The sequence below is a fragment of the Afifella marina DSM 2698 genome (assembly GCF_900102695.1).
Classification (GTDB): Bacteria; Pseudomonadota; Alphaproteobacteria; order Rhizobiales; family Afifellaceae; genus Afifella; species Afifella marina.
This window is the reverse complement of sequence record NZ_FMVW01000004.1, coordinates 130,801-154,880: the sequence shown is the minus strand read 5'-3', so window position 1 is coordinate 154,880 and position 24,080 is coordinate 130,801. Positions and strand designations below refer to the sequence as shown.

Annotated in this window: 19 protein-coding genes; 11 read left to right on the top strand and 8 right to left on the bottom strand. The window is 62.3% G+C overall.

The window, feature by feature from the left end; all coding sequences use genetic code 11:
- Positions 1-94: 94 nt before the first annotated feature.
- Together BLP76_RS10465 and BLP76_RS10460 are read right to left on the bottom strand one after the other, a co-directional pair.
- Positions 95-1,615: an undecaprenyl-phosphate glucose phosphotransferase gene (locus BLP76_RS10465; RefSeq protein ID WP_092812377.1), complete on the bottom strand. Its 1,521-nt coding sequence runs from the start codon at positions 1,613-1,615 to the stop codon at positions 95-97.
- Positions 1,616-1,707: 92 nt separating this feature from the next.
- Positions 1,708-2,268: a polysaccharide biosynthesis/export family protein gene (locus BLP76_RS10460; protein ID WP_092812375.1), complete on the bottom strand. Its 561-nt coding sequence runs from the start codon at positions 2,266-2,268 to the stop codon at positions 1,708-1,710.
- Positions 2,269-2,420: 152 nt separating this feature from the next.
- Between BLP76_RS10460 and BLP76_RS10455 the strand changes: the two genes are divergently transcribed.
- Positions 2,421-4,502: a GumC family protein gene (locus tag BLP76_RS10455; RefSeq protein ID WP_170130441.1), complete on the top strand. Its 2,082-nt coding sequence runs from the start codon at positions 2,421-2,423 to the stop codon at positions 4,500-4,502.
- 37 nt (positions 4,503-4,539) lie between these two features.
- Entirely contained in the window at positions 4,540-5,619 is a 1,080-nt protein-coding gene (locus BLP76_RS10450) for a polysaccharide deacetylase family protein (RefSeq protein ID WP_170130442.1), read from the top strand.
- Here the strand turns inward: BLP76_RS10450 and BLP76_RS10445 are convergent.
- A complete protein-coding gene (locus BLP76_RS10445) occupies positions 5,585-5,794 on the bottom strand; it encodes a DUF2842 domain-containing protein (RefSeq protein WP_092812370.1) in 210 nt (69 codons plus the stop codon). The two genes, BLP76_RS10450 and BLP76_RS10445, sit on opposite strands and share 35 nt — an antisense overlap.
- Before the next feature lie 105 nt (positions 5,795-5,899).
- On the opposite strand from BLP76_RS10445, the gene BLP76_RS10440 reads away from it, so the two are divergent.
- From BLP76_RS10440 to BLP76_RS10430, 3 genes are read left to right on the top strand one after another with little or no spacing between them, the layout of a single operon-like run.
- Entirely contained in the window at positions 5,900-6,979 is a 1,080-nt protein-coding gene (locus BLP76_RS10440) for a COX15/CtaA family protein (protein WP_092812368.1), read from the top strand.
- A gap of 53 nt (positions 6,980-7,032) precedes the next feature.
- A complete protein-coding gene (locus tag BLP76_RS10435) occupies positions 7,033-9,153 on the top strand; it encodes a molybdopterin-containing oxidoreductase family protein (RefSeq protein WP_092812366.1) in 2,121 nt (706 codons plus the stop codon).
- A 45-nt stretch (positions 9,154-9,198) separates the two neighbouring features.
- Positions 9,199-9,522: a hypothetical protein gene (locus tag BLP76_RS10430; RefSeq protein WP_092812364.1), complete on the top strand. Its 324-nt coding sequence runs from the start codon at positions 9,199-9,201 to the stop codon at positions 9,520-9,522.
- Positions 9,523-9,534: 12 nt separating this feature from the next.
- On the opposite strand, the gene purN is transcribed toward BLP76_RS10430, so the two are convergent.
- Together purN and purM are read right to left on the bottom strand one after the other, a co-directional pair.
- Positions 9,535-10,167, bottom strand: a complete 633-nt coding sequence (gene purN / locus BLP76_RS10425; protein WP_092812362.1) for a phosphoribosylglycinamide formyltransferase — start codon at positions 10,165-10,167, stop codon at positions 9,535-9,537.
- Between the two features lie 41 nt (positions 10,168-10,208).
- Positions 10,209-11,279: a phosphoribosylformylglycinamidine cyclo-ligase gene (purM, locus tag BLP76_RS10420; RefSeq protein WP_092812360.1), complete on the bottom strand. Its 1,071-nt coding sequence runs from the start codon at positions 11,277-11,279 to the stop codon at positions 10,209-10,211.
- An 89-nt stretch (positions 11,280-11,368) separates the two neighbouring features.
- Here purM and BLP76_RS10415 point away from each other — a divergent pair, with 89 nt between their 5' ends.
- From BLP76_RS10415 to BLP76_RS10395, 5 genes are all read left to right on the top strand, one after another.
- On the top strand, positions 11,369-11,923 hold the full coding sequence (locus BLP76_RS10415; protein WP_092812785.1) for a CDP-alcohol phosphatidyltransferase family protein: 555 nt from the start codon (positions 11,369-11,371) through the stop codon (positions 11,921-11,923).
- Positions 11,923-13,008 (top strand): AI-2E family transporter, encoded by a 1,086-nt coding sequence (locus tag BLP76_RS10410; protein ID WP_092812358.1) that lies wholly within the window; start codon positions 11,923-11,925, stop codon positions 13,006-13,008. Before BLP76_RS10415 ends, BLP76_RS10410 begins: the two co-directional genes overlap by 1 nt.
- Positions 13,009-13,012: 4 nt before the next feature.
- Complete coding sequence (locus BLP76_RS10405) at positions 13,013-13,696, top strand: HdaA/DnaA family protein (RefSeq protein WP_092812356.1); 684 nt, start codon at positions 13,013-13,015, stop codon at positions 13,694-13,696.
- An 84-nt stretch (positions 13,697-13,780) separates the two neighbouring features.
- Entirely contained in the window at positions 13,781-15,979 is a 2,199-nt protein-coding gene (locus BLP76_RS10400) for an RNA degradosome polyphosphate kinase (RefSeq protein ID WP_092812354.1), read from the top strand.
- Entirely contained in the window at positions 15,975-17,486 is a 1,512-nt protein-coding gene (locus tag BLP76_RS10395) for a Ppx/GppA phosphatase family protein (protein ID WP_280139935.1), read from the top strand. The genes BLP76_RS10400 and BLP76_RS10395 overlap by 5 nt, the downstream gene beginning before the upstream one ends.
- Positions 17,487-17,490: 4 nt before the next feature.
- On the opposite strand, the gene rnd is transcribed toward BLP76_RS10395, so the two are convergent.
- Positions 17,491-18,681, bottom strand: a complete 1,191-nt coding sequence (gene rnd / locus BLP76_RS10390; protein ID WP_092812350.1) for a ribonuclease D — start codon at positions 18,679-18,681, stop codon at positions 17,491-17,493.
- A 236-nt stretch (positions 18,682-18,917) separates the two neighbouring features.
- Between rnd and aspS the strand changes: the two genes are divergently transcribed.
- On the top strand, positions 18,918-20,702 hold the full coding sequence (gene aspS / locus BLP76_RS10385) for an aspartate--tRNA ligase (RefSeq protein WP_092812348.1): 1,785 nt from the start codon (positions 18,918-18,920) through the stop codon (positions 20,700-20,702).
- A 129-nt stretch (positions 20,703-20,831) separates the two neighbouring features.
- Here aspS and BLP76_RS10380 read toward each other — a convergent pair whose 3' ends face one another.
- Entirely contained in the window at positions 20,832-22,877 is a 2,046-nt protein-coding gene (locus BLP76_RS10380) for a hypothetical protein (protein ID WP_092812346.1), read from the bottom strand.
- Positions 22,878-22,909: 32 nt separating this feature from the next.
- Entirely contained in the window at positions 22,910-24,043 is a 1,134-nt protein-coding gene (locus tag BLP76_RS10375; RefSeq protein ID WP_092812344.1) for a hypothetical protein, read from the bottom strand.
- Positions 24,044-24,080 lie beyond the last annotated feature (37 nt).

Genomic DNA, 24,080 nt, shown 5'->3' with positions numbered 1-24,080 from the left:
ACTGAAGAAACGGACGTGTGCAACGGAGCCGGGGAGTGGACTTGGAGAGGCCGTCTAGATCTAGAAAGCGGCGAGCTTCATCCCCGCGCTGCCCTCAATAGGCGTTCTCGCCGGTAACGAGCCGGATCGGCGTCAAAAGCAGGATGTAGAGATCGAAAAGCACCGACCAGTTCTCGATATAGAACTGGTCGTGCTCGACGCGCCGCTCGAGCTTTTCCTGCGTATCGGTCTCGCCCCGCCAGCCATTGACCTGGGCCCAGCCGGTGATGCCCGGCTTGACGCGATGTCGGGCGAAGTAGCCATCGACCACCTGCTCGTAAAGCTGGTCGGCGGCTTTGGCCTGTAAGGCGTGCGGGCGGGGACCGACAAGGGACAGATTGCCTTTCAGCACATTGAACAATTGCGGCAGTTCATCGAGGCTCGTCTTGCGGATGAAGCGGCCAACGCGCGTCACCCGCGGATCGTCCCGGCTGACGAGCTTTGCCGCGTTCAGGTCCACCTGATCGACATACATCGAGCGGAACTTGAAGACCTTGATCAGCTCGTTGTTGAAGCCGTAGCGGTCTTGACGGAAGAGAACGGGCCCACGGCTGTCGAGTTTGATCGCGGCAGCGACTGCCAGCATGACCGGAGACAGGGCGACGAGGGCGAGGCTGGCAAAGGCAATATCGAACATCCGCTTGACGACGGAATCCCATCCGGCGATCGGCCGATCGAACAGATCCAAAAATGGCACAGAGCCGATGAAGGAATAGGAGCGCGGGCGGAACCTCAGGCGTGACGTGTTCGCGGCCATGCGGATGTCGACCGGCAGCACCCAGAGCTGCTTGAGCATTTCGAGGAGCCGGTTCTCGGCCGTCAGCGGCAGCGCGATGATCAAGAGGTCGATCTGCGCCTGGCGCCCGAATTCGACGAGTTCGTCGATTCGGCCGAGCAGCGGGTAGCCTTCCTGGATGGCCGGCGCACGATCACCGCCGCGGTCGTCGAAGATCCCGCAAATGCGGATGTCATTCTCGGGTTCGGCGTCGAGGGCACGGATCAGCGAGACCGCTTCTGGGCCGGCCCCGACGAGAACCGCGCGTCGCTCCAGGAGACCAACGCGGGTCCAGACGCGTACGAGACGCGCGAGCAGAATGCGTGCTGCCGCGAGCGCCACAAAGCCCAGAAAAAACCAGGCGCCGAGCCACAGACGGGAGAAATCGTCGCCGATCTTCAGAAAGAACGCGACCAGGGTGAAGCAGGCGAAGACCACCGCCCAAAGACCGGCTGCACGACCGATATGTTTCAGCGGATGCCGGTAGGCGGGCAGCGTATAGCCTTTGAACGTGCCGATCAGCGAGATCGTGAAAACCGGCAGGAGGATGAGTGGCAGGAGATAGCGGAGAGCCAACTCACCTTCGCTTGGCGTGACCCAGAAATAGTGGATGAGGGTGCCAAGGCCGACGAGGGCTGTGAAGTCCGCAAGGCGCAGAAGGGCTGCCAGAAAACCGGCCGAGACCGGGCGATATTTAAGGTTTGCGGCAACACGCGCTGCGGCGAGGTTGAGAGCCGAGCGACCTGCTCCGGGCCGCTTTGTGCCAGGCTCATTCTCCGCCGGTGCATTGCTCGATGTCACTGTCTAAAATCCCGCTTCGGCCCCGCCGGTAGCTGTCTGTCTTGCGCGATTTTATTCAATCTGTTCCGCCTGCTAGAGTTAATCAACTCGGATCAGAACAGGCGCTCCCCGACATAGACGGTATCACCGGCACGAATCGGCTGGGTAACCGCGAGGCGCCCTTCGTAGAGGACGCCGTTCAGCTGCCGGCTCAGCCGCACCACCCGTTCATTTGCACGGGGCGTGAAGCCTCCAGCTACCGCGACGGCATTCTCTACGGTCATGCCTGGCACATAGGGATATTGGCCAGGGCTGCCCACTTCGCCAAGAATAAAGAAGGGACGATAGGAGGCGACCTCGACGGTCACGTCGGGATTGCGGACGAAGCGGCTCGACAATGCGCTTTGAATGCGCCCCTCAAGCTCGTCGGTGCTGGTGCCGCGAGCCGCGATCTCGCCCACGAGGGGCATCGTGACATAGCCGGCCTGATCGACCTTGTAGACGTTGGTGAGCTCGCTCTGGTCGAAGACGACGATGCGGAGTTCATCGCCGGTATCCAGTCGATACGGCCCTTTCACTGTGGGTGACCCAGTCGCCAAAGGTGCGCGCTCGCCCATACAAGATGCGAGAAGACAAACAAGCGTGATTATAATGGCGACACGAACCGCGTTCATTGCGAGCACCCAGCCTATGATCGGCTGAAATATGCCGGCCCATAGTTAATGTCGCGCTAAAATTGCCTGTAGCTGAAGGCATGGCGGTCGTTAACCGCCTCCTAACCGTAATCGACGCATCTTGCCTTCAGCCTGCAAGGAGTCGCCACGCTATGGCCGAGCCGCGTCCTATGGAAATGGACATTTCTGCAATTGCCGCCGCGCTGTGGCGTCGCGCCTGGCTTTTTGGCCTGGTGGCGGTCCTCGTGGGGGCAGGAACCTATTTCGGTCTCTCGCTCGTCGACCCGCTTTATACTGGCGACGCCCGCATTTTGATCGAGGCGCGGGAATCCCCGCTGACGCGGCCACGCGACTCGGGCGCAGAGAATCTGACAGTGCAGTTGGACGAATCGGCAATCGCGAGCCAGGTCGAAGTTCTGCGCTCGCGCGATATCGCCAATACCATTATCGACAAGTTCGACCTGACGCATCGACCGGACTTCGATCCGGCGCTGTCACCGTCTCTCATTGATACAGTCCTGATCGCCTCCGGCCTCAAAAAGGGCCCGGCGGAGAATACGATTCGGCAGCGCGTTCTTGAGACGTACTACGAGCGCCTGTCGGTTTATTCCGTCGTCAAATCGCGGGTGATCGCAGTCGAGTTCAACGCGCATGACCCCGAGCTTGCAGCTCAAATCGCCAATGCCGTGGCGGAAGCGTTCGTCAACCTGCAAAGCGAAGCGAAGAGGCAGTCGACGTCAGCCGCGACAGCATGGTTGCAGACCGAGATCGACCGCTTGCGCGAGCGGGTCGAGGAGGCGGAAGGCGCAGTCGCGGCCTATCGCTCCGAAAACAACCTTTTCGACGTCAATACGTCGAGCCAGCCGGAAACGACCTTGCAGAAGCAGGAGCTGAGCGAGCTCAATGCGGAGCTCGGTCGTGCCAAGGCCGCACAGTCTGAAGCGCAGTCGCGAGCCGAACTGCTGCGCTCCTTGCTGCGTGAGGGCAGTTCCTTCGATTCCGCCGAAGAGGTTCTGAATTCCCAGCTGATCCAGCGGCTCCGCGAGCGCCAGGTCGCCTTGCGTGCCCAGATCGCGGAACTGTCGACGAGCCTTCTGCCGCAGCATCCGCGTCTGCAGGCGCTGCGCAGCCAGCTGGCGGATCTCGATGGGCAGGTTCGCACCGAAGTTCGCAAGATCCTGCAATCGCTGGAGACCGCCGCGCGCGTCGCAAGCGCCCGTGTGACTTCGCTCGAAGCCAGGCTGAATGAGGCGAAAGCCGCGGTTGCCCGCTCCAACGAGGAGAGCATCGAGCTTCGCGCCCTGGAGCGCGAAGCTGCCGCGCAGCGTGACCTCTTGGAGACCTTCCTCGGACGCTACAGAGAAGCGGCGGCACGCACCGATTCCAATTATCTGCCGGCCGACGCACGGATCATTTCGCGGGCGATCCCGCCACGGCGTCCGTCCTGGCCCAAAAAAGGGCTGCTGACCGCTGCAGCCGTTCTTGGCTCCTTGTTCCTCGCCATGGCCATCGTCATCGTTCGGGAATTCGCGTCTGGTCGGGCGTTTCGCCCGCTGGACGACATCGAAGTGCCGCCGGCCGGAGAAGTTCCGGCCGAGCCTCTTCTGGTTCTGGGCGCCATTCCCCCGGGTGGAACGCCGAGCCTCGATGCGGCTAAGGAAATTCCCGGCCTGGCAGAGCTCGCCGATCTCATTGCAACGGAGGGTCTCAAGACGGTTCTCTTTGCAGGAGACGGTGGCTCGACCGCTGGCGATGCAGCGCTGGGTGCGTGCCGTCTCGCAGTTCGCACGGCGTCGCTGCGCATCATTCTTCTCGATATCGGGGTGGAGCCCGCCTCGGCACTCGACCGCGACGGCGGGCCGGGGCTCGGCGACCTGTTGAGCGGCGAGGCGCCTTTCGGAGACGCCATCCGGCTCGACGGCGACAGCCGCGTCCATTTCATTCCTCTTGGATCGATGGCCGAGGACCCGCCCTTGCAACGCCTCAGCCTCGTCATCGGAGCTTTGAGCAACACGTATGACCGCGTCGTTCTCCTGGCCGACCGCTTCGAGGATTGGCCGAGCGACTATGTTCGTCCGGATCTTGCTGTCCTCGTCTGCGACGAAGACATGGGAGCCGAGGCACGCCGCAAACTTCATCGCCAGGCGATGGCGGCGGGTGCTCGCAACGCCATTCTTCTGCAGCGCTCGAATGAAGCGGGTGCAGAGCCGGAGGCGGCGGACGAGGCGGCTTGAAAGGCCGACGCAGCGAGTACGAAAGTGGGGGCATGAGGTGAGCCTACGTCACCAGGGGATTCGCGCGGCGCTGAACACGCTCGCCTTCACCAAGGCGACACGATGGTTGCCGACGGAGCCGAAAGGCAGTGGCCTCGTTCTCACTCTCCACGAAGTGAAGCCGGAACCTCCTGCTGCGTTTGCGCCCAATGCCGGGCTCGTGATCGCGCCCGATTTTCTGGATGCGCTTTTGAGACTTCTAAGGCAGGCGGACCGGCGCATCGTGCCGCTTGGCGAAATGGTGGCCAATCAGATGGCGGGGCGCGCGTCGCCGAATGATGTGGCGATCACGCTCGATGACGGCTTCCGCAACAATCTCGAGAAGGCGCTTCCCGTCTTCCGGCGCCATCGGACGCCGTTCACCACGTTCATCTGCGCGGGCTTTTGCGACCGCAGTGCTGCGCCCTGGTGGGTCGCTCTGGAACGCATGATCGCCGCGAATTCTGAGTTCGGTCTGGAAGGTGAGGGGCCGGGGCGTATGCCGACCTCAACAACCGCTGAGAAATATGCAGCTTTCGCCGCATGGCGGCAGGCTCTGCTGGTCGACCTCGATGGCGTGCAGCACCGTGAGGTCATGGCGCGCCTTTATGAAGCCCATGATTTCGATGCACACGCGCTGACGGACGAATTGGTTCTGGATTGGGATGGGGTGCGCCTGCTTGCAGAAGAGCCGCTCGCGACGATCGGCGCCCACACCATGACCCACCCGGCGCTCGCCAGGTTGCCTGCGGATAGCGCGCTGGCGGAGATCAAGGAAAGTGCCGACCGCATCGCAGACGAGACCGGGGAAAGGCCCGACCTTCTTGCCTATCCCTACGGATTTCCCGGCGCTGTCGGCGGGCGCGAGGCCGCACTTGCAGCACAGGCGGGGATGAAGGCCGCCTTCCTGACGAAGCCTGGCACGCTTCGACCCTCTGCCGATCCGCGTTTTCTGCCGCGGGTTTCGCTGAACGGTTATTACCAGGATGTCGGCCTTCAGGAGATCTTGCTCGCCCCGGGGCTGTGGCGGATCGCAGAGCCGCTCATGCAGGCGAAAAACGCACTTAGGCGCGGTCGGGACGTGCCATCCACCAGATGATAGCCCCGGCCGGGACCACCCAGGCGATCCCGGCAACCGCATAATAGGCCAGTTGCACGAGCCCGCTGGTGCCGGGAAGCTTCGCGGCTCCGATCGTCATCGCGGTGAGGCTGTAGAAGATCACCCACACGACAAGAAAAACGGTGCCGATCGGTTTACGGTATTTCTGACGCATAGAGGCAGCTAGCCGCAATGGACGTCGTTTTCAATCTCTTGTGCCGGGCCGCGGTGTCGCGTAGGCGAGAACTGGCTCACAGGCCTATCAGATGGGACGACGCCGATGTCCTTTGACGACAGCATTTTGCCCTTGGCGCAGAGTTCCTTCGAGACGCGTTCCGAAAAACTTGGGTCTTCCTGGATGCGGCTGCGCAGCGTCAGGCTTTGGCTGGCGATCCTGACCTTTCTGGTCTTCGTTATGGTGCTTGTGGGGGGCATGACCCGGCTGACCGATTCCGGTCTTTCGATCACCGAATGGAAGCCGGTCGTGGGCGCCGTGCCGCCCTTGTCCGGCCAGGCCTGGAGCGAGGAGTTCGATCGTTACCGGGCGACATCCCAATACGAACTGATGAACCGGGGCATGAGCCTTGGCGAGTTCAAGCGGATTTACTGGTGGGAGTGGGCGCATCGCCAGTTGGGTCGGTTCATCGGCGCAGTTTATCTCGTCGGCCTTGTCGGCTTCGCCATCGCCGGGAAATTGACGCTGCGGCTCGGCCTGTGGCTTTTCGCTGGCGGGCTCCTCCTCGGACTTCAAGGTCTGGTCGGCTGGATCATGGTCGCGTCGGGTCTGAAACCGGGAATGATCGCGGTCGCGCCCGTCAAACTGTCATTGCATCTGACGCTCGCAAGCCTGTTCTTTGCATTCTTGGTCGCCACGCATGCGCGCCTCGGTGGGGCCGAAGCTGTGCGGCGCGCAACCGCAGGCACCGTTGTAGCCTGGGTCATCGCTGTCGCCGCGCTCGTTCAGATCGCCCTCGGTGGTCTCGTCGCAGGCCACGATGCCGGCCTGACCTACAACACCTGGCCGCTGATGGACGGGCGCTTCGTGCCCGCCGGTCTTCTTGCGATGCAGCCGCTTTGGCACAATTTCACCGACAACATCACGACCGTTCAGTTTGATCATCGCATTGGCGGCTACGTGCTGGCCGCACTTGTGATCGGATACGGTCTGTGGCGCCTTGCCGTGCGCAGATGGTCTTCGGATCTGACGCTGATCCTCGCCGTCGTCGTCTGCCAGGTTTCTCTCGGAATTCTGGCGCTCCTTCTCGTCGTTCCCTGGCCGATCGCGCTCGCCCACCAGGCGATGGCGCTGGTCCTGTTCGGGCTGCTCGTACGGCATGCGGCAAGGCCCACCGCCAGCTGAGCATCTTGACCTGCCGGAGCTGGTAAGCGACTGTTGTCGCTTGGAGATTTCGCATGAATGACATGTCGCCGGTGAGAACCGGCAATTCCGCCTGCCCGCACGATTGCCCTTCGACCTGCGCGCTTGACGTGGAAATTCTGCCCGACGAGCGCGTCGGCAGGCTCAGGGGCAATTCTGAGAACGATTATACGGCCGGCGTGATCTGCGCCAAGGTTGCGCGCTATTCGGAGCGCCTGCACCACCCGGACAGGCTCACAAAGGCCCTGAAGCGCAAGGGCGCCAAGGGTGATGGCGCATGGCAGGAAATCTCCGTCGAGGATGCGCTCGACGAGATTGCCGAGGCTTTCGTTAGGGCCGAGACGAGACACGGGTCGGAAGCCGTCTGGCCCTATTATTACGCCGGGACGATGGGACTGGTGCAGCGCGACGGGCTCGACCGCCTTCGCCACGTCAAGCGCTATTCCGGAGAGTTCGGGTCGATCTGCACGAACATGGCATGGACCGGCTATATGGCGGGGACCGGCAGCCTGACGGGACCCGACCCGCGTGAGATCGCAAAAGCCGATCTCGTCGTCATCTGGGGCACCAACGCGGTCGCGACGCAGGTCAATGTGATGACCCACGCGACGACAGCAAGGAAGACCCGGGGAGCGAAGCTCGTCGTCGTCGACGTTTATGAAAACGCCACAATGCGGCAGGCGGACCTCGCGCTGTGTCTGAGACCCGGCACCGACGCGGCTCTTTCCTGCGCCGTCATGCATATTCTCTTCCGCGACGGTCACGCTGACTGGGACTATCTCAATCGCTACAGCGATCGCCCTCAGGATTTTGCCCGTCACCTTGAGGAAAAGACGCCGGAATGGGCATCTGCCATCACCGGTCTTGCCATCGAGGATATCGAGACGTTTGCCGCCTGGATTGGCAAGACGCCAAAAACCTTCATGCGCCTTGGCTATGGCTTCACGCGCAGCCGCAATGGCGCCGTCGCCATGCACGCCGCCTCATGCATCGCGACCGTTACGGGCGCGTGGCGACACGAGGGGGGAGGGGCATTTCACAACAACGGCGGCATCTATCATCTCGACGAGACGATGATCGCCGGCCTGGATCGCCTCGATACATCAGTGCGCATGCTCGACCAGTCGCGCATCGGCCCGATCCTTTGCGGCAATGAAGCCGATCTCAAGGGCGGTCCGCCCATCGGCGCCATGCTCATTCAAAACACCAATCCCATGAACGTGGCGCCTGACCAGGAACAGGTGCGGCGCGGCTTCCTGCGCGACGATCTCTTCGTCGCCGTGCACGAACAGTTCATGACGGACACGGCAGAAATGGCCGACATCGTCCTGCCGGCGACGATGTTTTTGGAGCATGACGATATCTACAAAGGCGGAGGTCATCAGAACATTCTGTTCGGACCGAAACTCGTCGACCCGCCGCAGGGCTGCCTCACGAACCATCAGGTCGTGACCGGCCTCGCCAAACGCCTTGGTGCCGAACATCCGGGTTTCGCCATGAGCGCACGCGAGCACATCGATTGGCTGCTCAAGGCCTCCGGTTGGGGTGACCTTGCAACGCTTGAAAAGAACAAATGGATCGATTGTCAGCCGGGCTTTGAGGAGGCGCATTATCTCAAGGGCTTCGGCTATCCCGACGGCAAGTTTCGCTTCGCGCCCGATTGGGGTCGTTTCGCTGCGCCGAACCGGCCGCAGGACGGCAAGGCTCTCGGTCCATGGGAATCTCTGCCGGAGTTTCCCGATCAGTGGGAGGCGATCGAGACGGCCGACGAGGCGTATCCGTTCCGCCTCGTCACCGCGCCGGCCCGCTCATTCTTGAATTCCACCTTCTCCGAAACGCCATCGGGCAAGGCGCGCGAGAAGCGCCCCGAGGTGATGATACATCCGCGCGACGCGGAGGCTGCCCATCTGAACGAGGGAGATCTCGTAGAGCTCACCAGCCGGCGCGGTGCCTGCCGGCTGCATGTGCGGCTGAGCGATGGTCAGCAGCGCGGCACTCTCATTGCAGAAGGTGTCTGGCCGAACTCGGCACATCAGGGAGGGCGCGGCATCAATGCTCTGACGGGTGCCGATGCGGTCGCGCCTTATGGCGGGGCTGCGTTTCACGACAATGCGGTGCGAATTGCGCCCTGTGTTGCGGCGGCGCCGCTTGACTGAGGAAGGCGTGCGGAGAATATCGCGCCTCTTTTTTCGGAGATAAAGATGCGCTTCTCAGCGGTTCCTTCTTTCGTTTTCGCGACGCTTGCGCTGGCGGCCTGCCAGGGAGGTTCCGCACCCACCACACTTCCGGCCGGCATGACGCATGAAACGGTGCGCAATCGTCTCGCCGACGCATGCGTTTACGCCGAATGGCGCAAGCGGGAAGGGGATGCGCTCAAGAGTGTGACGAGGGATTGCTCGTGCCTTGCGAAGCGTCTTGAGCCGCAGATGAGCGAGCCCGAAGCTGCAGCCTTCGTCGCCAGCGGTCAGATCCCGAAGACGACCCAGCCCAAATACGTTCAGGCTTTCGAGACCTGCACCCGCTGAGGCGGTTGGTCCTCAATTCTGCGGGGCGTCCGCCTGTGGGACATCGGAGGGCACGATCAAGACGCTGTCCTCCGGCGTCGGCAGTCCCTCGAGAATGACCTTCTCGGCCACGACACGGGCTTTGCGCCCGGCGACCCAGGAAAGCGCAAGCGGGTAGATCCGGTGCTCGGCTTCTAGCACGCGTGCAGCCAGGCTTTCTGCGGTGTCCTCGTCGAGGACCGGCACGGCACCTTGAACGATGATCGGTCCATCGTCCATTTCGGCACGGACGTAATGGACCGTTGCGCCATGCACGCGCACGCCAGTCGCCAGCGCACGTTCATGCGTCCGGAGGCCTCGAAACGACGGCAGGAGCGAGGGGTGGATGTTGATCACCCGATTGCGCCATCCCTCGACGAATTCATCGGACAAGAGGCGCATGAAGCCCGCAAGACAGATGAGTTCGATTCCGGCCTCGCGCAGTGTCGCGTCGAGCGCGGCCTCAAACGCTTCGCGGCTTTCATAATCCCCATGCGGAAGAACCGCGGTCGCAATGCCCGCATCGGCGGCATAGGCGAGACCGGCTGCATCGGCGCGGTTGGAAAGGACCAGCTCGATCGAGGCGGGAAAGCCTGGCTTTTGCGCCGCTTCGACGAGGGCGCGCATATTGCTACCGCGTCCCGAAATCAAAATCGCTGTTTTCACTGTTACTTCTCGTCCAGCGCGAGCTTGCCTTCGAACACGACGGACGAGTCTTCCCGTGGCTCGATCTCGCCGAGACGGAAAGCCTTCTCACCCGCAGCCGTTAGATGCGCCATGATTCGCTCAGCCGCATCGGCCTCCGCGATGACCACCATACCGACACCGCAATTGAAGGTGCGCAAAAGCTCAGCCTCTTCGATCGGGCCGCTCTTGGCGAGCCAGGGGAAAACCGGGGGCAGCGGGATCTCATCGAGATGAATGCGAGCCGCCTGCCCGTCGGGCAAGACCCTTGGCAGGTTCTCCGGCAATCCGCCGCCGGTGATATGCGCCAGCGCCTTGATGGCGCCGGTCTCGCGGATCGCCGAAAGGAGAGGGCGGACATAGATGCGGGTCGGCTCCAGAAGCGCCTCTGCAAGGCTCCTGCCGGGCTCAAACGGTGCCGGCACGTCCCAGGCAAGGCCGTTTTTCTCGACCACGCGGCGCACCAGCGAGAAGCCGTTGGAATGAACGCCGCTCGCAGCAACGCCGATCACGACGTCGCCTTCCTTCACCGCGTGCGGCAGAATCTCTTCCCGTTCGACGGCCCCCACCGAGAACCCGGCGAGGTCATAATCCCCGGCGGCATATAGTCCCGGCAGTTCCGCCGTTTCGCCACCGACGAGGGCAGCACCGGCCTGCCGGCAACCTTCGGCGATGCCCGCGACCACGGATGCCGCCTCCTCGACGGAGAGGGCACCGGACGCGAAATAATCGAGGAAGAAGAGCGGCTCGGCGCCTTGCACGATGAGGTCGTTGACGCACATCGCAACGAGATCGATCCCAACCGTGTCGTGGTGCCCGCTCTCGATGGCGATCTTGAGCTTCGTGCCGACGCCATCGGTCGCCGCCACCAGCACCGGATCGCGGTAACCTGTCTGTTTGAGATCGAAAAGCGCGCCGAAGCCGCCAAGTCCGCCCATGACGCCGGCACGCTGGGTGCTGGCAGCAAGCGGTTTGATGCGGTCGACGAGCGCTGCGCCCGCGTCGATATCGACGCCGGCCTGACGATAGCTGAGTGTGGTGCGGTCTTCCCCCATGGCTCGAAAGCGGGTAGAGGCGATAGCCTGAATTTGCAAGCGGCGTTGTGCCATTTGGCACTGCGTTTTGGCTCCAGGCACCGTTCTCCTTGACCCTTCCAAACTTCATCACTCTCGCGCGGCTCGTCTCCGTTCCGTTGATCGTCTGGTTGATCGTGATCCAGAATTGGACGGGCGCAACGGTCGTCTTCGTTCTCGCAGGGATAAGCGACGGCATCGACGGCCTGATCGCCAAGCGTTTCGGCGCCTCGTCCGATCTCGGCGCTTATCTCGATCCGATCGCCGACAAGGCGCTCCTCGTCTCGCTGTTTCTCGTGCTGGGGTTCCAGGCCGTTCTGCCGCCATGGCTGATTATTCTGGTTGTCAGCCGGGACATTCTGATCGTCGGCGGCGTGATCCTCGCATGGATGCTCGTCAATCCGATCGCGATGCGGCCGCTATGGGTGTCGAAGTTCAACACGACTGCTCAGATCGTTCTCCTCGCGCTGGTTCTGGCCGAACACGCCGGCATCAAATCGCTTTCGATCGCAATCTGGCCGATGATCATCACAACGGCCGGCTTGACCGTTGGCTCGGCCGGTGCCTATCTCGCGGAGTGGCTGCGCCACATGGCCGGCGACGAGCCACGGCGGGAGGAGGGCTGATGTCGGCTCAGCGTCAGGCGATCTTCTGGCTGGGTGCGCTTGCCGCTCTCATCGTGTTTCTCTGGCTTTTCAGCGGCATCTTATTGCCGTTCCTGCTCGGGATGGCGCTCGCCTATTTTCTCGATCCGGTCGCGGACTGGCTTGAGCGGCTCGGCATGAACCGCCTCCTCGCAACGCTTGCGATCCTGATCTTCGCCCTCTTGCTTTTCATCGTCGTCCTGGTCTCGATCATCCCGCCGCTGATCGGTCAGGCGAGCGATTTTGCCGAGAGGCTCCCCAGTCTCATCGAGCGCCTGCGCCATCTCGGCAGCGAGGTGTTCGCCTCGCCGCTCGCCAAATATCTGCCAGCAAGCGGAGAATTCGACGTCGAGCCGCTTCTGAAGAGCGCGGCCACCTGGATGGCCGGTCTGGTTTCTTCGTTGCTCGCCGGCGGTCAGGCATTGATCAGCTTCGTAAGCCTGTTCATCGTGACGCCGGTCGTCGCCTTCTATCTGCTCTACGATTGGGATCGGATGGTGAAGATGGTCGACAGCTATCTTCCGCGCGACCATGCCGATGTCATTCGAACGCTCGCTTCGGACGTCGATCAGGCACTGTCGGGTTTTCTCCGAGGTCAGGGGCTGGTCTGCACGCTGCTCGGTGGTTTCTATGTCGTCAGCCTGACAGCGGTCGGGCTCAATTTCGGGCTTTTGATCGGGGTCGTCGCCGGGGTCATCAACTTTATTCCCTATATCGGCTCGACCGTCGGCTTCATTCTGGCTGTGGGCGTGGCGCTTGTGCAGTTCTGGCCCGAATGGCCCTGGATCGTCGTGGTCGCGGGGGTGTTCGTCACCGGGCAGGTCGTCGAAGGCAACCTTCTGCAGCCGCGCATCGTCGGCCATTCCGTCGGGGTCCATCCCGTCTGGTTGATGTTTGCGATGTTCGCATTCGGCGCCTTGTTCGGTTTCGTCGGCCTGCTTGTCGCGGTCCCCGTCACGGCCGCCATCGGCGTGCTTGTTCGCTTCGGCCTCGAGCAATACCGCGAGAGCCGGATCTATCTCGGCACCGGTGATCCGCCACCACCACCGCCAAGCGGACTGCAGTGACGCCATGAGCTCGCAACGTCAGATCCCGATTCCGCTCGCCCATGAAGCCGCTTACGACAGCGACAGCTATCTGGTGACGGAGGCGAACCGCGCGGCCTATGAGGTCATCATGAGCTGGCCGAACTGGTCCGCGCCGGTCGTGCTGTTGTGTGGGCCGGAAGGCTCCGGCAAAACCCATCTCGCCAGCCTTTGGGCGGAAAGAGCAGGAGCCGTGGTTGTCGCGGGCGCGACGCTTGAAGAGAGAGAGGTGGGCGGCCCCGGCCAGCCCGTTCTCGTGGAAGATGTGGCCGCCGACGAAGTTCCAGAGCGCGCACTTTTCCATCTGATCAACCGGGCGCGTGAAGAAGGTTTTACGATCCTCATCACGGCACGCGAACCTCTCGCGCGTTGGCAGCTGTCGCTGAAAGACCTGATCTCCCGCCTGCGGCTTGCGATCCCCATTTCCATCGACCGTCCCGATGAGCCGTTGTTGCGACAGGTTCTCGTCAAGCTTTTCAGCGATCGTCAGCTTTCGGTGGAGCGCAACGTCATCGACTATATGGTCGTTCGGATGGAACGCTCGCTGCGGGAGGCCCAGGCGCTGGTTGCAGCCATCGACGAAGAAGCACTGAGTGAGGGGCGGCGTATCACGCGCCCCCTCGTCGCGCAGGTTCTCGCGAGCCGAGAAAACCAGGCGATCGGCTCCTGAGGTGCAAGAGCTCGGTTTCCGCAGGTGTCATCCAAGTGTTACCCTCCGCTGCGATCACGCGGTTCGCAGACTGAGAGAGAATTGATGGAAGAGACATCGATAGCCACTGATCCGGGTGATTCTGAGAATGGGACGATCGCCGTAGCGACCAGCGAGCTGCTCGGAGACCCTAAGCGCTTCATCAACCGCGAGATCTCGTGGCTGGAATTCAACCGCCGCGTGCTGGAGGAATCGGAGAACCCAAATCACCCGCTTCTGGAGCGGCTGCGCTTTCTGTCGATCTCAGCGAACAATCTCGACGAGTTTTTTATGGTCCGCGTCGCCGGCCTGAAGGGCCAGGAGCGCGAGAAGATTGCAACCGTCAGCGCCGATGGGCTGACGCCCTCGCAGCAGCTCGCCGAAATCGACCGCAAGGTCGAGGCGCTGGTCAACGATCAGCAGGCGCAATGGATCGTTTTGCGCGAGCTCCTCGACAGGGAGGGGATTTCGATCGTCCGCGGCGAAGAGGTCACCTCTGACGATGCCGAATGGCTTGCGGAATATTTCATGGAGACGGTCTTCCCGGTCCTGACACCGCTCGCCATCGATCCCGCCCATCCGTTTCCGTTCATCCCGAACCTAGGCTTCACGCTCGCGCTCTCTCTGACCGACCCGGTCCATCATCGCTTCATGCGGGCGCTCGTGCGCATGCCGCACACCTTGTCGCGCTTTATTCGCCTCCCGCGCCACAACGAGAAGCATCCGACCCGCTTCATCAGCGTGGAAGAGACCGTCGGCCTTTTCATCGACCGGCTCTTTCCGGGCTACGAGGTCGTCGGGAAGGGCGTTTACCGGGTCATTCGCGATTCCGATATCGAGATCGAGGAAGAGGCTGAGGATCTGGCACGCCTGTTCGAGCGCGCGCTCAAGCAGCGCCGCCGCGGTTCGGTCATCCGGCTGGAGCTCGAATCATCGATGCCGGAAGATCTGCGCGCGGTCGTGCAGCAGTCGCTCTCCGTCGACAATGACGAGGTCTACGTCATTCATGGCCTGCTCGGGATCAAGGATCTCGAACAGCTCGTCGGAATCGATCGTCGCGATCTCAAATTCAAGCCGTATACGCCGCGCTTTCCCGAGCGGATCCGCGAGCATGCGGGCGATTGCTTCGCCGCGATCCAGCAGAAGGACATCGTCGTCCATCATCCCTACGAATCCTTCGATGTCGTGGTGCAGTTCCTACGCCAGGCGGCCAGCGATCCGGACGTGATGGCGATCAAGCAGACGCTCTACCGCACATCAAACGACAGCCCGATCATCAAGGCGCTGACGGAAGCTGCCGAGGCGGGCAAGTCGGTGACGGCGCTCGTCGAGCTCAAGGCACGCTTCGACGAGGAGGCCAACATCCGCTGGGCTCGCGATCTGGAGCGAGCCGGTGCGCAGGTTGTGTACGGCTTCATGGAGCTCAAGACGCATGCCAAGCTGAGCCAGGTTGTGCGTCGCGAGCCCAACGGGCTCGTGAGCTATGTGCATATTGGCACGGGCAATTATCACCCGATCACGGCCAAGATTTACACCGATCTTTCTTATTTTACGGCGGATCCCGCGATCGCCCGCGACGTCGCCCGCGTCTTCAATTTTATCACCGGCTATGCGCCGCCGCAGGATGTCGTGCGTCTCGCTGTGTCTCCCTACACGCTGCGCTCTCGCATCCTCGAACATATCGACGCCGAGATCGGCCACGCAGCTGCAGGGCGTCCGGCCCGCATCTGGATGAAGATGAATTCGCTCGTCGATCCGCAGATCATCGATGCGCTTTATCGGGCGAGCGGCGCCGGTGTGAAGGTCGAGCTCGTCATCCGCGGTATTTGCTGCCTCCGGCCCGGGCTTCCTGGCCTGTCGGAAAACATCCGCGTGAAATCAATCGTCGGCCGTTTCCTGGAGCACTCGCGCATCCTCTGTTTCGGCAACGGCCACGGCCTGCCGTCGGACGAGGCGCTCCTTTATATCGGCTCGGCCGATCTGATGCCGCGCAACCTCGATCGGCGTGTGGAAACGATGGTGCCGATCACCAATCCGACGGTTCATATGCAGATCCTCGACCAGATCATGGTCGCGAACCTGAAAGACAACCAGCAAAGCTGGGAAATCCTCTCCGACGGCACCTCCCGGCGCATCGAGCCGGAAGAGGGGGAGGAACTCTTTAACGCCCATCGCTATTTTATGACCAATGCAAGTCTCTCCGGCCGTGGAAAATCGCTCAAATCCGACACCCCTCGAACCTTCGCCGACCGGCTTGATAATTGAGCCTGACGCGCCCGGCCGCATTGCCGGCTATGGGCCTGTTGCCGTCATCGACATCGGCTCGAACTCGGTCCGTCTCGTCGTCTACGAGAGGATGGCGCGGTCACCGACGCCTCTTTTCAACGAGAAGGTTCTCGCTGGATTGGGAGAGGGCGTTGCGACCTCGCGCCGCCTGTCCGATGCATCTGTCGATAAGGCCCTTTCGGCGCTGAGGCGCTTTGCAGCTCTCTGTCGCCAGATCGGCGTCGTGGAACTCAGTGTTCTGGCGACGGCCGCGACGCGCGAGGCGGAGAACGGCTCGAAATTTATCGCCAAGGTGCGGGACATATGCGGCTGCGACGTCACCGTGCTCACCGGTCCCGCAGAAGCATATTACGCGGCTCTGGGCGTGGTGGACGGCTTCGAGACCCCGGAAGGCGTTGCGGGAGATCTCGGCGGCGGCAGCCTCGAACTCACCAATGTGCGCGGCAGTCGTATCGGCGACGGCGAGACCTTTCCGCTCGGCGGCCTGCGTCTCAAGGACGATTCCGGCGGCGATCTGAAAGCAGCCAAGAAGATCGCGCGCGCGGCCCTCGAAAGCTCCAAGGTCATTCGACATCTGGAAGGCCGCACATTTTACGCGATCGGCGGAACCTGGCGGTCGATCGCCAAACTGCATATGCGCCAGACCGGCTACCCGCTTCACGTCATGCATGGCTACACGCTGGAGACCGATCGCAGCCGTGATTTCCTGAAAAGCCTTTACCGGCAGCCGGTCGCCTCGATCGATTCCATCGACGCCGTCTCCAAGCAGCGGCAACCCCTTCTGGCATATGGCGGCCTTGTCTTGTCGGAGCTGGTGCGCGCTGGCAAACCCGACCGCATCGTCATTTCCGCTCTAGGCCTGCGCGAAGGCTTTCTCTATTCGCGCCTGCCGGCCGAAGAGCAGGAGAAGAATGCGCTCATCGCCGCCGCACGCGAACTCTGCTTTCTGCGCTCCCGCTCGCCGGCGCATTCAGAGGAGCTGATCGCCTGGACGGGCGATGCGATGAAGGCCCTCGGCATCGACGAGACGAAGGAAGAGGAAAGGTTGCGGGCTGCGTCCTGTCTGCTGGCGGATATCGGCTGGCGCGCGCATCCCGATTATCGAGGCGAGCAGAGCCTGAATATTATCGCCCATGCGGGGTTCGTCGGCGTCGATCATCCGGGACGAGCCTATCTCGGCCTGTCGGTTTACTACCGGCATTCCGGCCTGTCGGACGATGAACTCGGACCGGGACTGCGGGAGATCGTCCCGACGCGCTACAAGGAGCGGGCGAGGGCGCTCGCGGCAATCTTTCGCGTCGCCTATCTCGTCTCGGCCTCGATGCCGGGTGTGGTGCCGCGCACCGCCTTGCGTCGCACGGAAAACGAGCTGCAACTCGTCCTGCCGCCCGATCTCAGCGAACTTGCCGGAGGGCGTCTGGAGACGCGGTTGAAACAGTTGGCGGCCCTCGTGGGTCTGGAGAGCCGCATCGTCATAGACGGCTGAGAGGTTATTCGGCCGCGGCCTGCATATCGTCGACCTGTACGGCGCGCACACGCCCATTGCCGAGCAGGAGCGCCATCTCTCCGCGCTTCAAAGCGAGCGCCCGTTCCCCGAAGAGCTGCCGCCGCCATCCTTTCATGGCCGGCACATCGGCATGATCGTCGGCTGCGATCTTCTCCAGTTCATCGACTGTCGCGACGAGCCGCGAGGCGACGCCGTGCTCTTCTGAGACCATCTTCAAGAGCACTTTGAGAAGCTCGGCCGACGCGCTTGCATGCTCCGGGGCCGGGCGCGGTTTCGGGATCGACGGGAGTTCGTCATCCGGGACCGCGAGAGCCTCCTCGACCGCCGCAATCAACGCCTGCGCGGAATGCGAACGCTCGAAGCCGCGGGGCAGGGCCCGCAGCCTTGCCATCTGTTCGGCGTTCCGCGGCTGCTGCAGTGCGATCTCGTAAATCGCCTCGTCCTTCAGGACGCGCTGGCGCGGGACGTCGCGGCTCTGCGCTTCCTTCTCCCGCCAGGCGGCAACCTTCTGCATGACAGCAAGTTGACGCGGCTTCCTGACCCGCATCTTGAGCCGCTTCCAGGCATTTTCGGGGTGTGTCCGGTAAGTCTCGACGTCGTTGAGAACGGCAAGCTCCTCGGCGACCCAATCGCTGCGCTTCTGCTCCTCCAGATTGGCTTTGAGGAAGCGGTAGACGTCGCAAAGATGCGTCACGTCCGAAACGGCGTAATCGAGCTGCTTTTGGCTGAGAGGTCGACGTTGCCAATCCGTGAAACGGGAGGATTTGTCGATCCGCACGCCCGTGACGCGATAGACGAGCTGATCGTAGCTGATCTGATCGCCGTAGCCGCACACCATGGCCGCAAGCTGTGTGTCGAACAGAGGCTGTGGGACCGCGCCGTCAAGCTTGACGAAGATCTCCACATCCTGCCGTGCAGCATGGAAGACCTTGGTGACCTTCTCATTGCGCATCAGCTCAAAGAAGGGCGCAAGATCGAGCCCTTCAGCCAGAGGATCGACGATGACCGCGACCTCGGGATCCGCCATCTGGATCAGGCAAAGGCGCGCCCAGAAAGTGGTCTCACGGATGAATTCCGTGTCGATGGAGACAAAAGGCGAGGCGGAAAAGCGGCGGCAGATCTCCGCAAGCTGCTCGCTTTCGGTGATGACTTGATAATCGTTTTTGGCACTCATTGAGCTGCTCTATAGCGAATCTGAAAGCAGCTGTCGCCACGCTTTCGTGGCGCACCTTAGGAGATTCTCGCGCTTCGCAGGAGGGTTCATGCGGCCCATCCCGCCGGATCCCCCGGGTGTGACAAGCACTCCATCTGAGGCGGCGGCTCCCTTGACACAAGCCCGAGCTTCTGTGCTTCTCCGGCCGAATTTGTCCGTTTCGGACCACTGTCTCAAAACCCGAAAGAAGCGGTATCATGCATCGCTATCGTTCCCACCATTGCGGCGCGCTTCGCGCCAGCGATGTCGGTGAAAATGTTCGTCTCTCCGGCTGGGTGCACCGCGTGCGCGACCACGGCGGCCTGCTCTTCATCGATCTGCGCGATCACTATGGTCTGACGCAGATCGTTGCCGATCCCGATTCGCCCGCCTTCACGAGCGCTGAAAAGCTGCGCGCCGAATGGTGCGTGCGCATCGACGGCGAGGTGAAGGCACGTGCCCCCGAAGTCGTCAATCCCAATCTGCCGACGGGCGAGATCGAGGTCTTTGCCAACGAGATCGAGATCCTCTCCGAAGCGCCGGAGCTGCCGCTGCCGGTCTTCGGCGAGCCGGAATATCCGGAGGACACGCGCCTGCGCTATCGTTTCCTCGATCTGCGCCGCGACACGCTGCATAAGAACATCATGAAGCGCTCGGCCGTGATCTCGCGTCTGCGCGAGCTTATGGGCGGGGTAGGCTTCAATGAGTTCCAGACGCCGATCCTCACGGCCTCGTCGCCCGAAGGCGCGCGCGACTTTTTGGTGCCGTCGCGCATCCATCCGGGCAAATTCTACGCGTTGCCGCAGGCGCCGCAGCAGTTCAAGCAGCTAATCATGGTGGCGGGCTTCGATCGCTACTTCCAGATCGCGCCCTGCTTCCGCGACGAGGATCCGCGCGCCGACCGTCTGCCGGGCGAGTTCTACCAGCTCGACATCGAGATGAGCTTCGTCACGCAGGACGATGTCTTCGCGGCGATGGAGCCGGTGATGCGGGGCATCTTTGAGAGCTTCGCGGACGGCCGCGAGGTGACGCAGGTCTTCCCGCGGATCGCCTATGCCGATGCCATCCGCAAATACGGGACCGACAAGCCGGACCTCAGAAACCCGATCGAGATGCAGGCGGTGACGCAGCATTTCGCCGGCTCCGGTTTCAAGGTTTTCGCCGGCATGATCGAGCGCGACCCGAAGGTGGAAGTCTGGGCGATCCCGGCTCCCGGCGGCGGCTCGCGCGCTTTCTGCGACCGCATGAATTCGTGGGCCCAGGGCGAGGGCCAGCCTGGCCTCGGTTACATTTTCTTCCGCAACGAAGCAGACAAGCTGACGGGCGCTGGCCCGGTCGCGAAGAATATCGGTGAAGAGCGGACGGAAGCGATCCGCAGCCAGCTCGGTCTCAAAGAGGGCGACGCCGTCTTCTTCGTTGCGGGCAACCCCAAGATCTTTGCGGACTTCGCGGGCAAGGCGCGCGACCGTGCGGGCCGTGAGCTCAATCTCATCGACGAGAACCGTTTCGCACTCGCCTGGATCGTCGATTTCCCGATGTACGAATGGGACGACGAGGAGAAGAAGGTCGACTTCTCGCACAACCCGTTCTCCATGCCGCAGGGTGGCCTTGAAGCGCTCGAGACCAAAGACCCGCTGACCATTCCGGCCTACCAGTATGACTGCGTCTGCAATGGCTACGAGATCGCATCTGGTGCGATCCGCAACCACAAGGCGGAGATCATGAAGAAGGCCTTCGCAATCGCCGGTTATCCGGAAGAGGTGCTGGAGGAGAAGTTCGGCGGCATGCTGCGGGCGCTCCAGTACGGTGCACCTCCGCATGGCGGCATGGCGGCGGGCATCGACCGCATTGTCATGCTTCTCGTCGGCGCGAAGAACCTGCGCGAAGTGACGATGTTCCCGATGAACCAGCAGGCGCTGGATCTCTTGATGGGCGCGCCGTCCTCCGTGACGCCGAAGCAGCTCCGCGAGCTCTCCATCCGCGTGACGGCGCCTCAGGACTGAGGCCTACAAGATTGATGTTGGGAGCCGCCAACGGCGGCTCTCTCGTCTTCTCGATGCTTTCCCATATCACAGAACACCCTGTCCCGCTGGCCAAGACGCGAGCGGGACAGCCTTTGATCGGAGGCCCGTCTACTTGAGGACGGGCAGTTCCGGCGCCGTCTCACGTGTCTCCAGCGATGCGCCGACCAGCTTGAGCAAGGCTTCCGGATCGTCTTGCGCGCCCACAAGCGCCGAGAAGGGCAGGGGCGCCCGCGGTGCCAGCGTCAGAACGAGCGTGTTCCCCTTTTCCAGGAAGTCCTTGAGAGGGTCGGCCAAGAACTGGGCGATCTTCGGCTGAACCGCACTGGCAATCAGGAACGGCAGCGCACCGACGATTTGCTCTTTGTACTGGTCGGCCGGCTGACCCTGCTTCTCCGCGGCCAAGGCGAACGACCGATCGATCAGCGAGTGGTCGGTGAGTGCGACGGTCATCTGCTCTAAACGCAGCTTCGACAGAAGCGCGAAGAGCGCCGCGGGATCATCGCTGTTCTCCATCTGCTGCATCATCAGATCGAGAACCCACTCCTCGGTGAGACCCGTAACCTTCGCGCCGAATCGCAATCCCGCAGCATCCGCAACCTCTAGGGCCGTGGTCGTCTCCAGTCTTCCATCCTCGCTGAGCTCGCTCGCCCCATCGATGTCGATAAGGAGTCCGTCATAGCCAAGGCCGTCGAAGAAAAGGGCTGACTTCGGATCTCGGCGCAGGAGAGCGCCTGGCACGGAGAGATCGGAGATTTTGAGCTCCCCCCGTTCTGGCAGAAGACGATCCGACGGGACGCTCTTCGTCTGTATGCGATCGACCGAGATGGCCAGAATCCGGCTCTGGCCGACGGCCAGCCCCTCCATGTCCAGACTGCCGATCTGCGGTGCCATCTGAAAGGGAAGGGTGGCAAAAGCCCGTCTCTCTTCCTCCGTCAGGGAACCGGTTTCGGCCTCTTCCAGAGCAGCAAAGGCCTCCGGGTTCGGCAGCGGAAAAACGAGATCGTTGAGCGCAAAGCGATCGAGCTTGACATATGCGTCGGGAAAATCCGTCAGCAATGCCGTTCCCCACGCCCGTTCGAAACCGTCTCGCGTGAGGTTCGACATACCGATCTCGGCAATTTCTGTGCGGCCCGCCTCTTCGCCTGTCTTTTCCGCAATCAGGCGGTCCAACTTGAATTCGCCGAGCCGCATTGCGTCAAAGAAGGTCGTGACGGCTTCCATGACCTCCAGGTCGTCGGTGTCTGCGTCGGTTCCGCTATCCGCCTCTTGCATCGCCTGCTCGAAGGTCGCGATGTAAGGCTTGTCCGGGCGGCGCGTCTCAATGTCGGACAAGGTCATGTCATCAATGGAGACCCGCAAACCCTCCTCGGTCGTGATGCTGAGGCCCGCATAGGAAATTTCAGAGACGGCATTCTGCCATTCATTGGGTGCGTCGCCGGCTGATCCGGTGACATCGTCGGAAAGCAGACGCAGCACGCTGTTAAAATTTGTTCCCTCGACACGCACCGAAGCGATGCGAGCCGTGGCGGGATCGTCGCCCTCCGTGCGCATCGTGATCGGGCCGACCGCCGAATGGGCGATAACACCGTCCTTCCAGTCGCGGAGCTCGAGCCCTTCATAGGTGATGCTCTGCTTCCGCACCGTTGTCAGGCGCGGCAGGACAACCTGATGAAACTCCGGGATCTCGGCGTGTTCGACCGACACCTCCGAAAGACGCTGATAGAGCGTCCGCAGCGAAGAGAAGGGGCGATCCTGATCGAAACTCATATCCGCCAGGCTCGGCACGGCGATGCCGGTCATGGAAAGGACCGGGGCATCGAAGGCCACATCTTCGCCAACGACGCTCAACCCCGCGGCCTGAATGCTATCGGCCGAGAGCCCTCCTGCAGCCTCCCGGGGCTGCCCCAGCCGCAGCTCATCGAAGGTGATATCGAGTGGTGGCTCGGTGCGAACGAAATGCACACCGGTTCCCACGACGATATCGTCATCGCTGGTGATGCTGCCGACGCTCGCGCTCCAGCCCGGAACGCCATCGAGCTCGCTCACGAGGTCACGGAACACCTGCTCGCCGACCGGATCCGCCAAGGCTCCGGTCGGCGGCAGCACGGTCAGAGCCAAAATGAGCGGTGTGCGAACAGAAAAGAAACAACGCATAAAACTATCTCTCGGCTCTGACGGGTCTGCAGTTAGCGGCTCTGGTTGGCGGTAACCGAAATGTTCAAGACATCCGGAAGGGTCTGCGGGGCGGAGCCCGCAATCTGAAGGATCTCGGCACCGGACATGGGCTTATCCGGAGCCATCGCGACCGTCAGCGACTGCGGATCACGCAGGAAAGTGCTGACAGCGTCGGAGACCTTCTTCTGGAAATCGGCGTTCTGCATGGCGCTCAGCATGAAGGGGACCGCGGCCGCCAGCTGTTCCGCATATTTGTCGCCGTCCATGCCCTGCTGCTTGCCGTAATAGTCGAGAATGCGCCCTGTCAGCGAATCGTCTTCGTAGCGCAGCGTGAAGTCGGAGACATTCATCGTGGCAATGCCTGCCATCGGCTGCGCGGCGGTTTCCGCGCCCGGCATCGCGACGTTGCCGAGATTGCCATCGATCATCAAAGTGCCGCCATCCTTAAGGGTGAGCGCCACCTTGTCGAGCTTCAAATCCTGGCTTTCGGGATCACGCGAGCCGGCCCATTCGACGTTAAAAGCGAGCTCGTCGTAGCCGAGATCGGAAGGCTTCATTTTCTGGTCGGCCGGAACATAGCTGCCGGGAACCACCAGATCCTCGACGCTACCCTCGCTCGTCTGCGGCACGCCGTCGACGATATCCTCGCTCGTCATCGTGAAGCCGGACACGGTGACAGGCTCATTGCGGTCTTTCGGCGTGACGCTGACGTCGCTGCCGACGAGGCGATGGAACAGCAGTCCCGGCGTTTCCTGCTCAGCTTCCGGCGTTTCGCCGAAAGTGGCTTCTTCAAGCCTCACATTGCCGATCGTGCCAGTCGCATCGCCGGAGAGAGAGCCCCCGTTGAAGACGATCTCGTCGGCCGTGTAGCCGTCGTCTTCCTGGGCCACGCCCGTGAGGGTCACCTCGTCGAATGCAATCACGGTGCCGCCGTCGCTCGGCGTCAGCGTGAGGCCGTTGATGGCGACCTCATCGCCACCGCCCGAGACGTCCCCCTCATGGGAGACCGTCATCTTGCCGCCCTGTGTCAGGGTCGCTTCGAACGCTTTGGCAACGGCATCCGCATCCTGAGCGAACGCTGTGCCGGTGAGGCTTAGGAAACCGGCGGCGAGAGCCGGAATGACCAGGGGAGTATGAACGCGCATAGTTGTCCTTCGCGGTATGGAATCATGCGGCGCATCA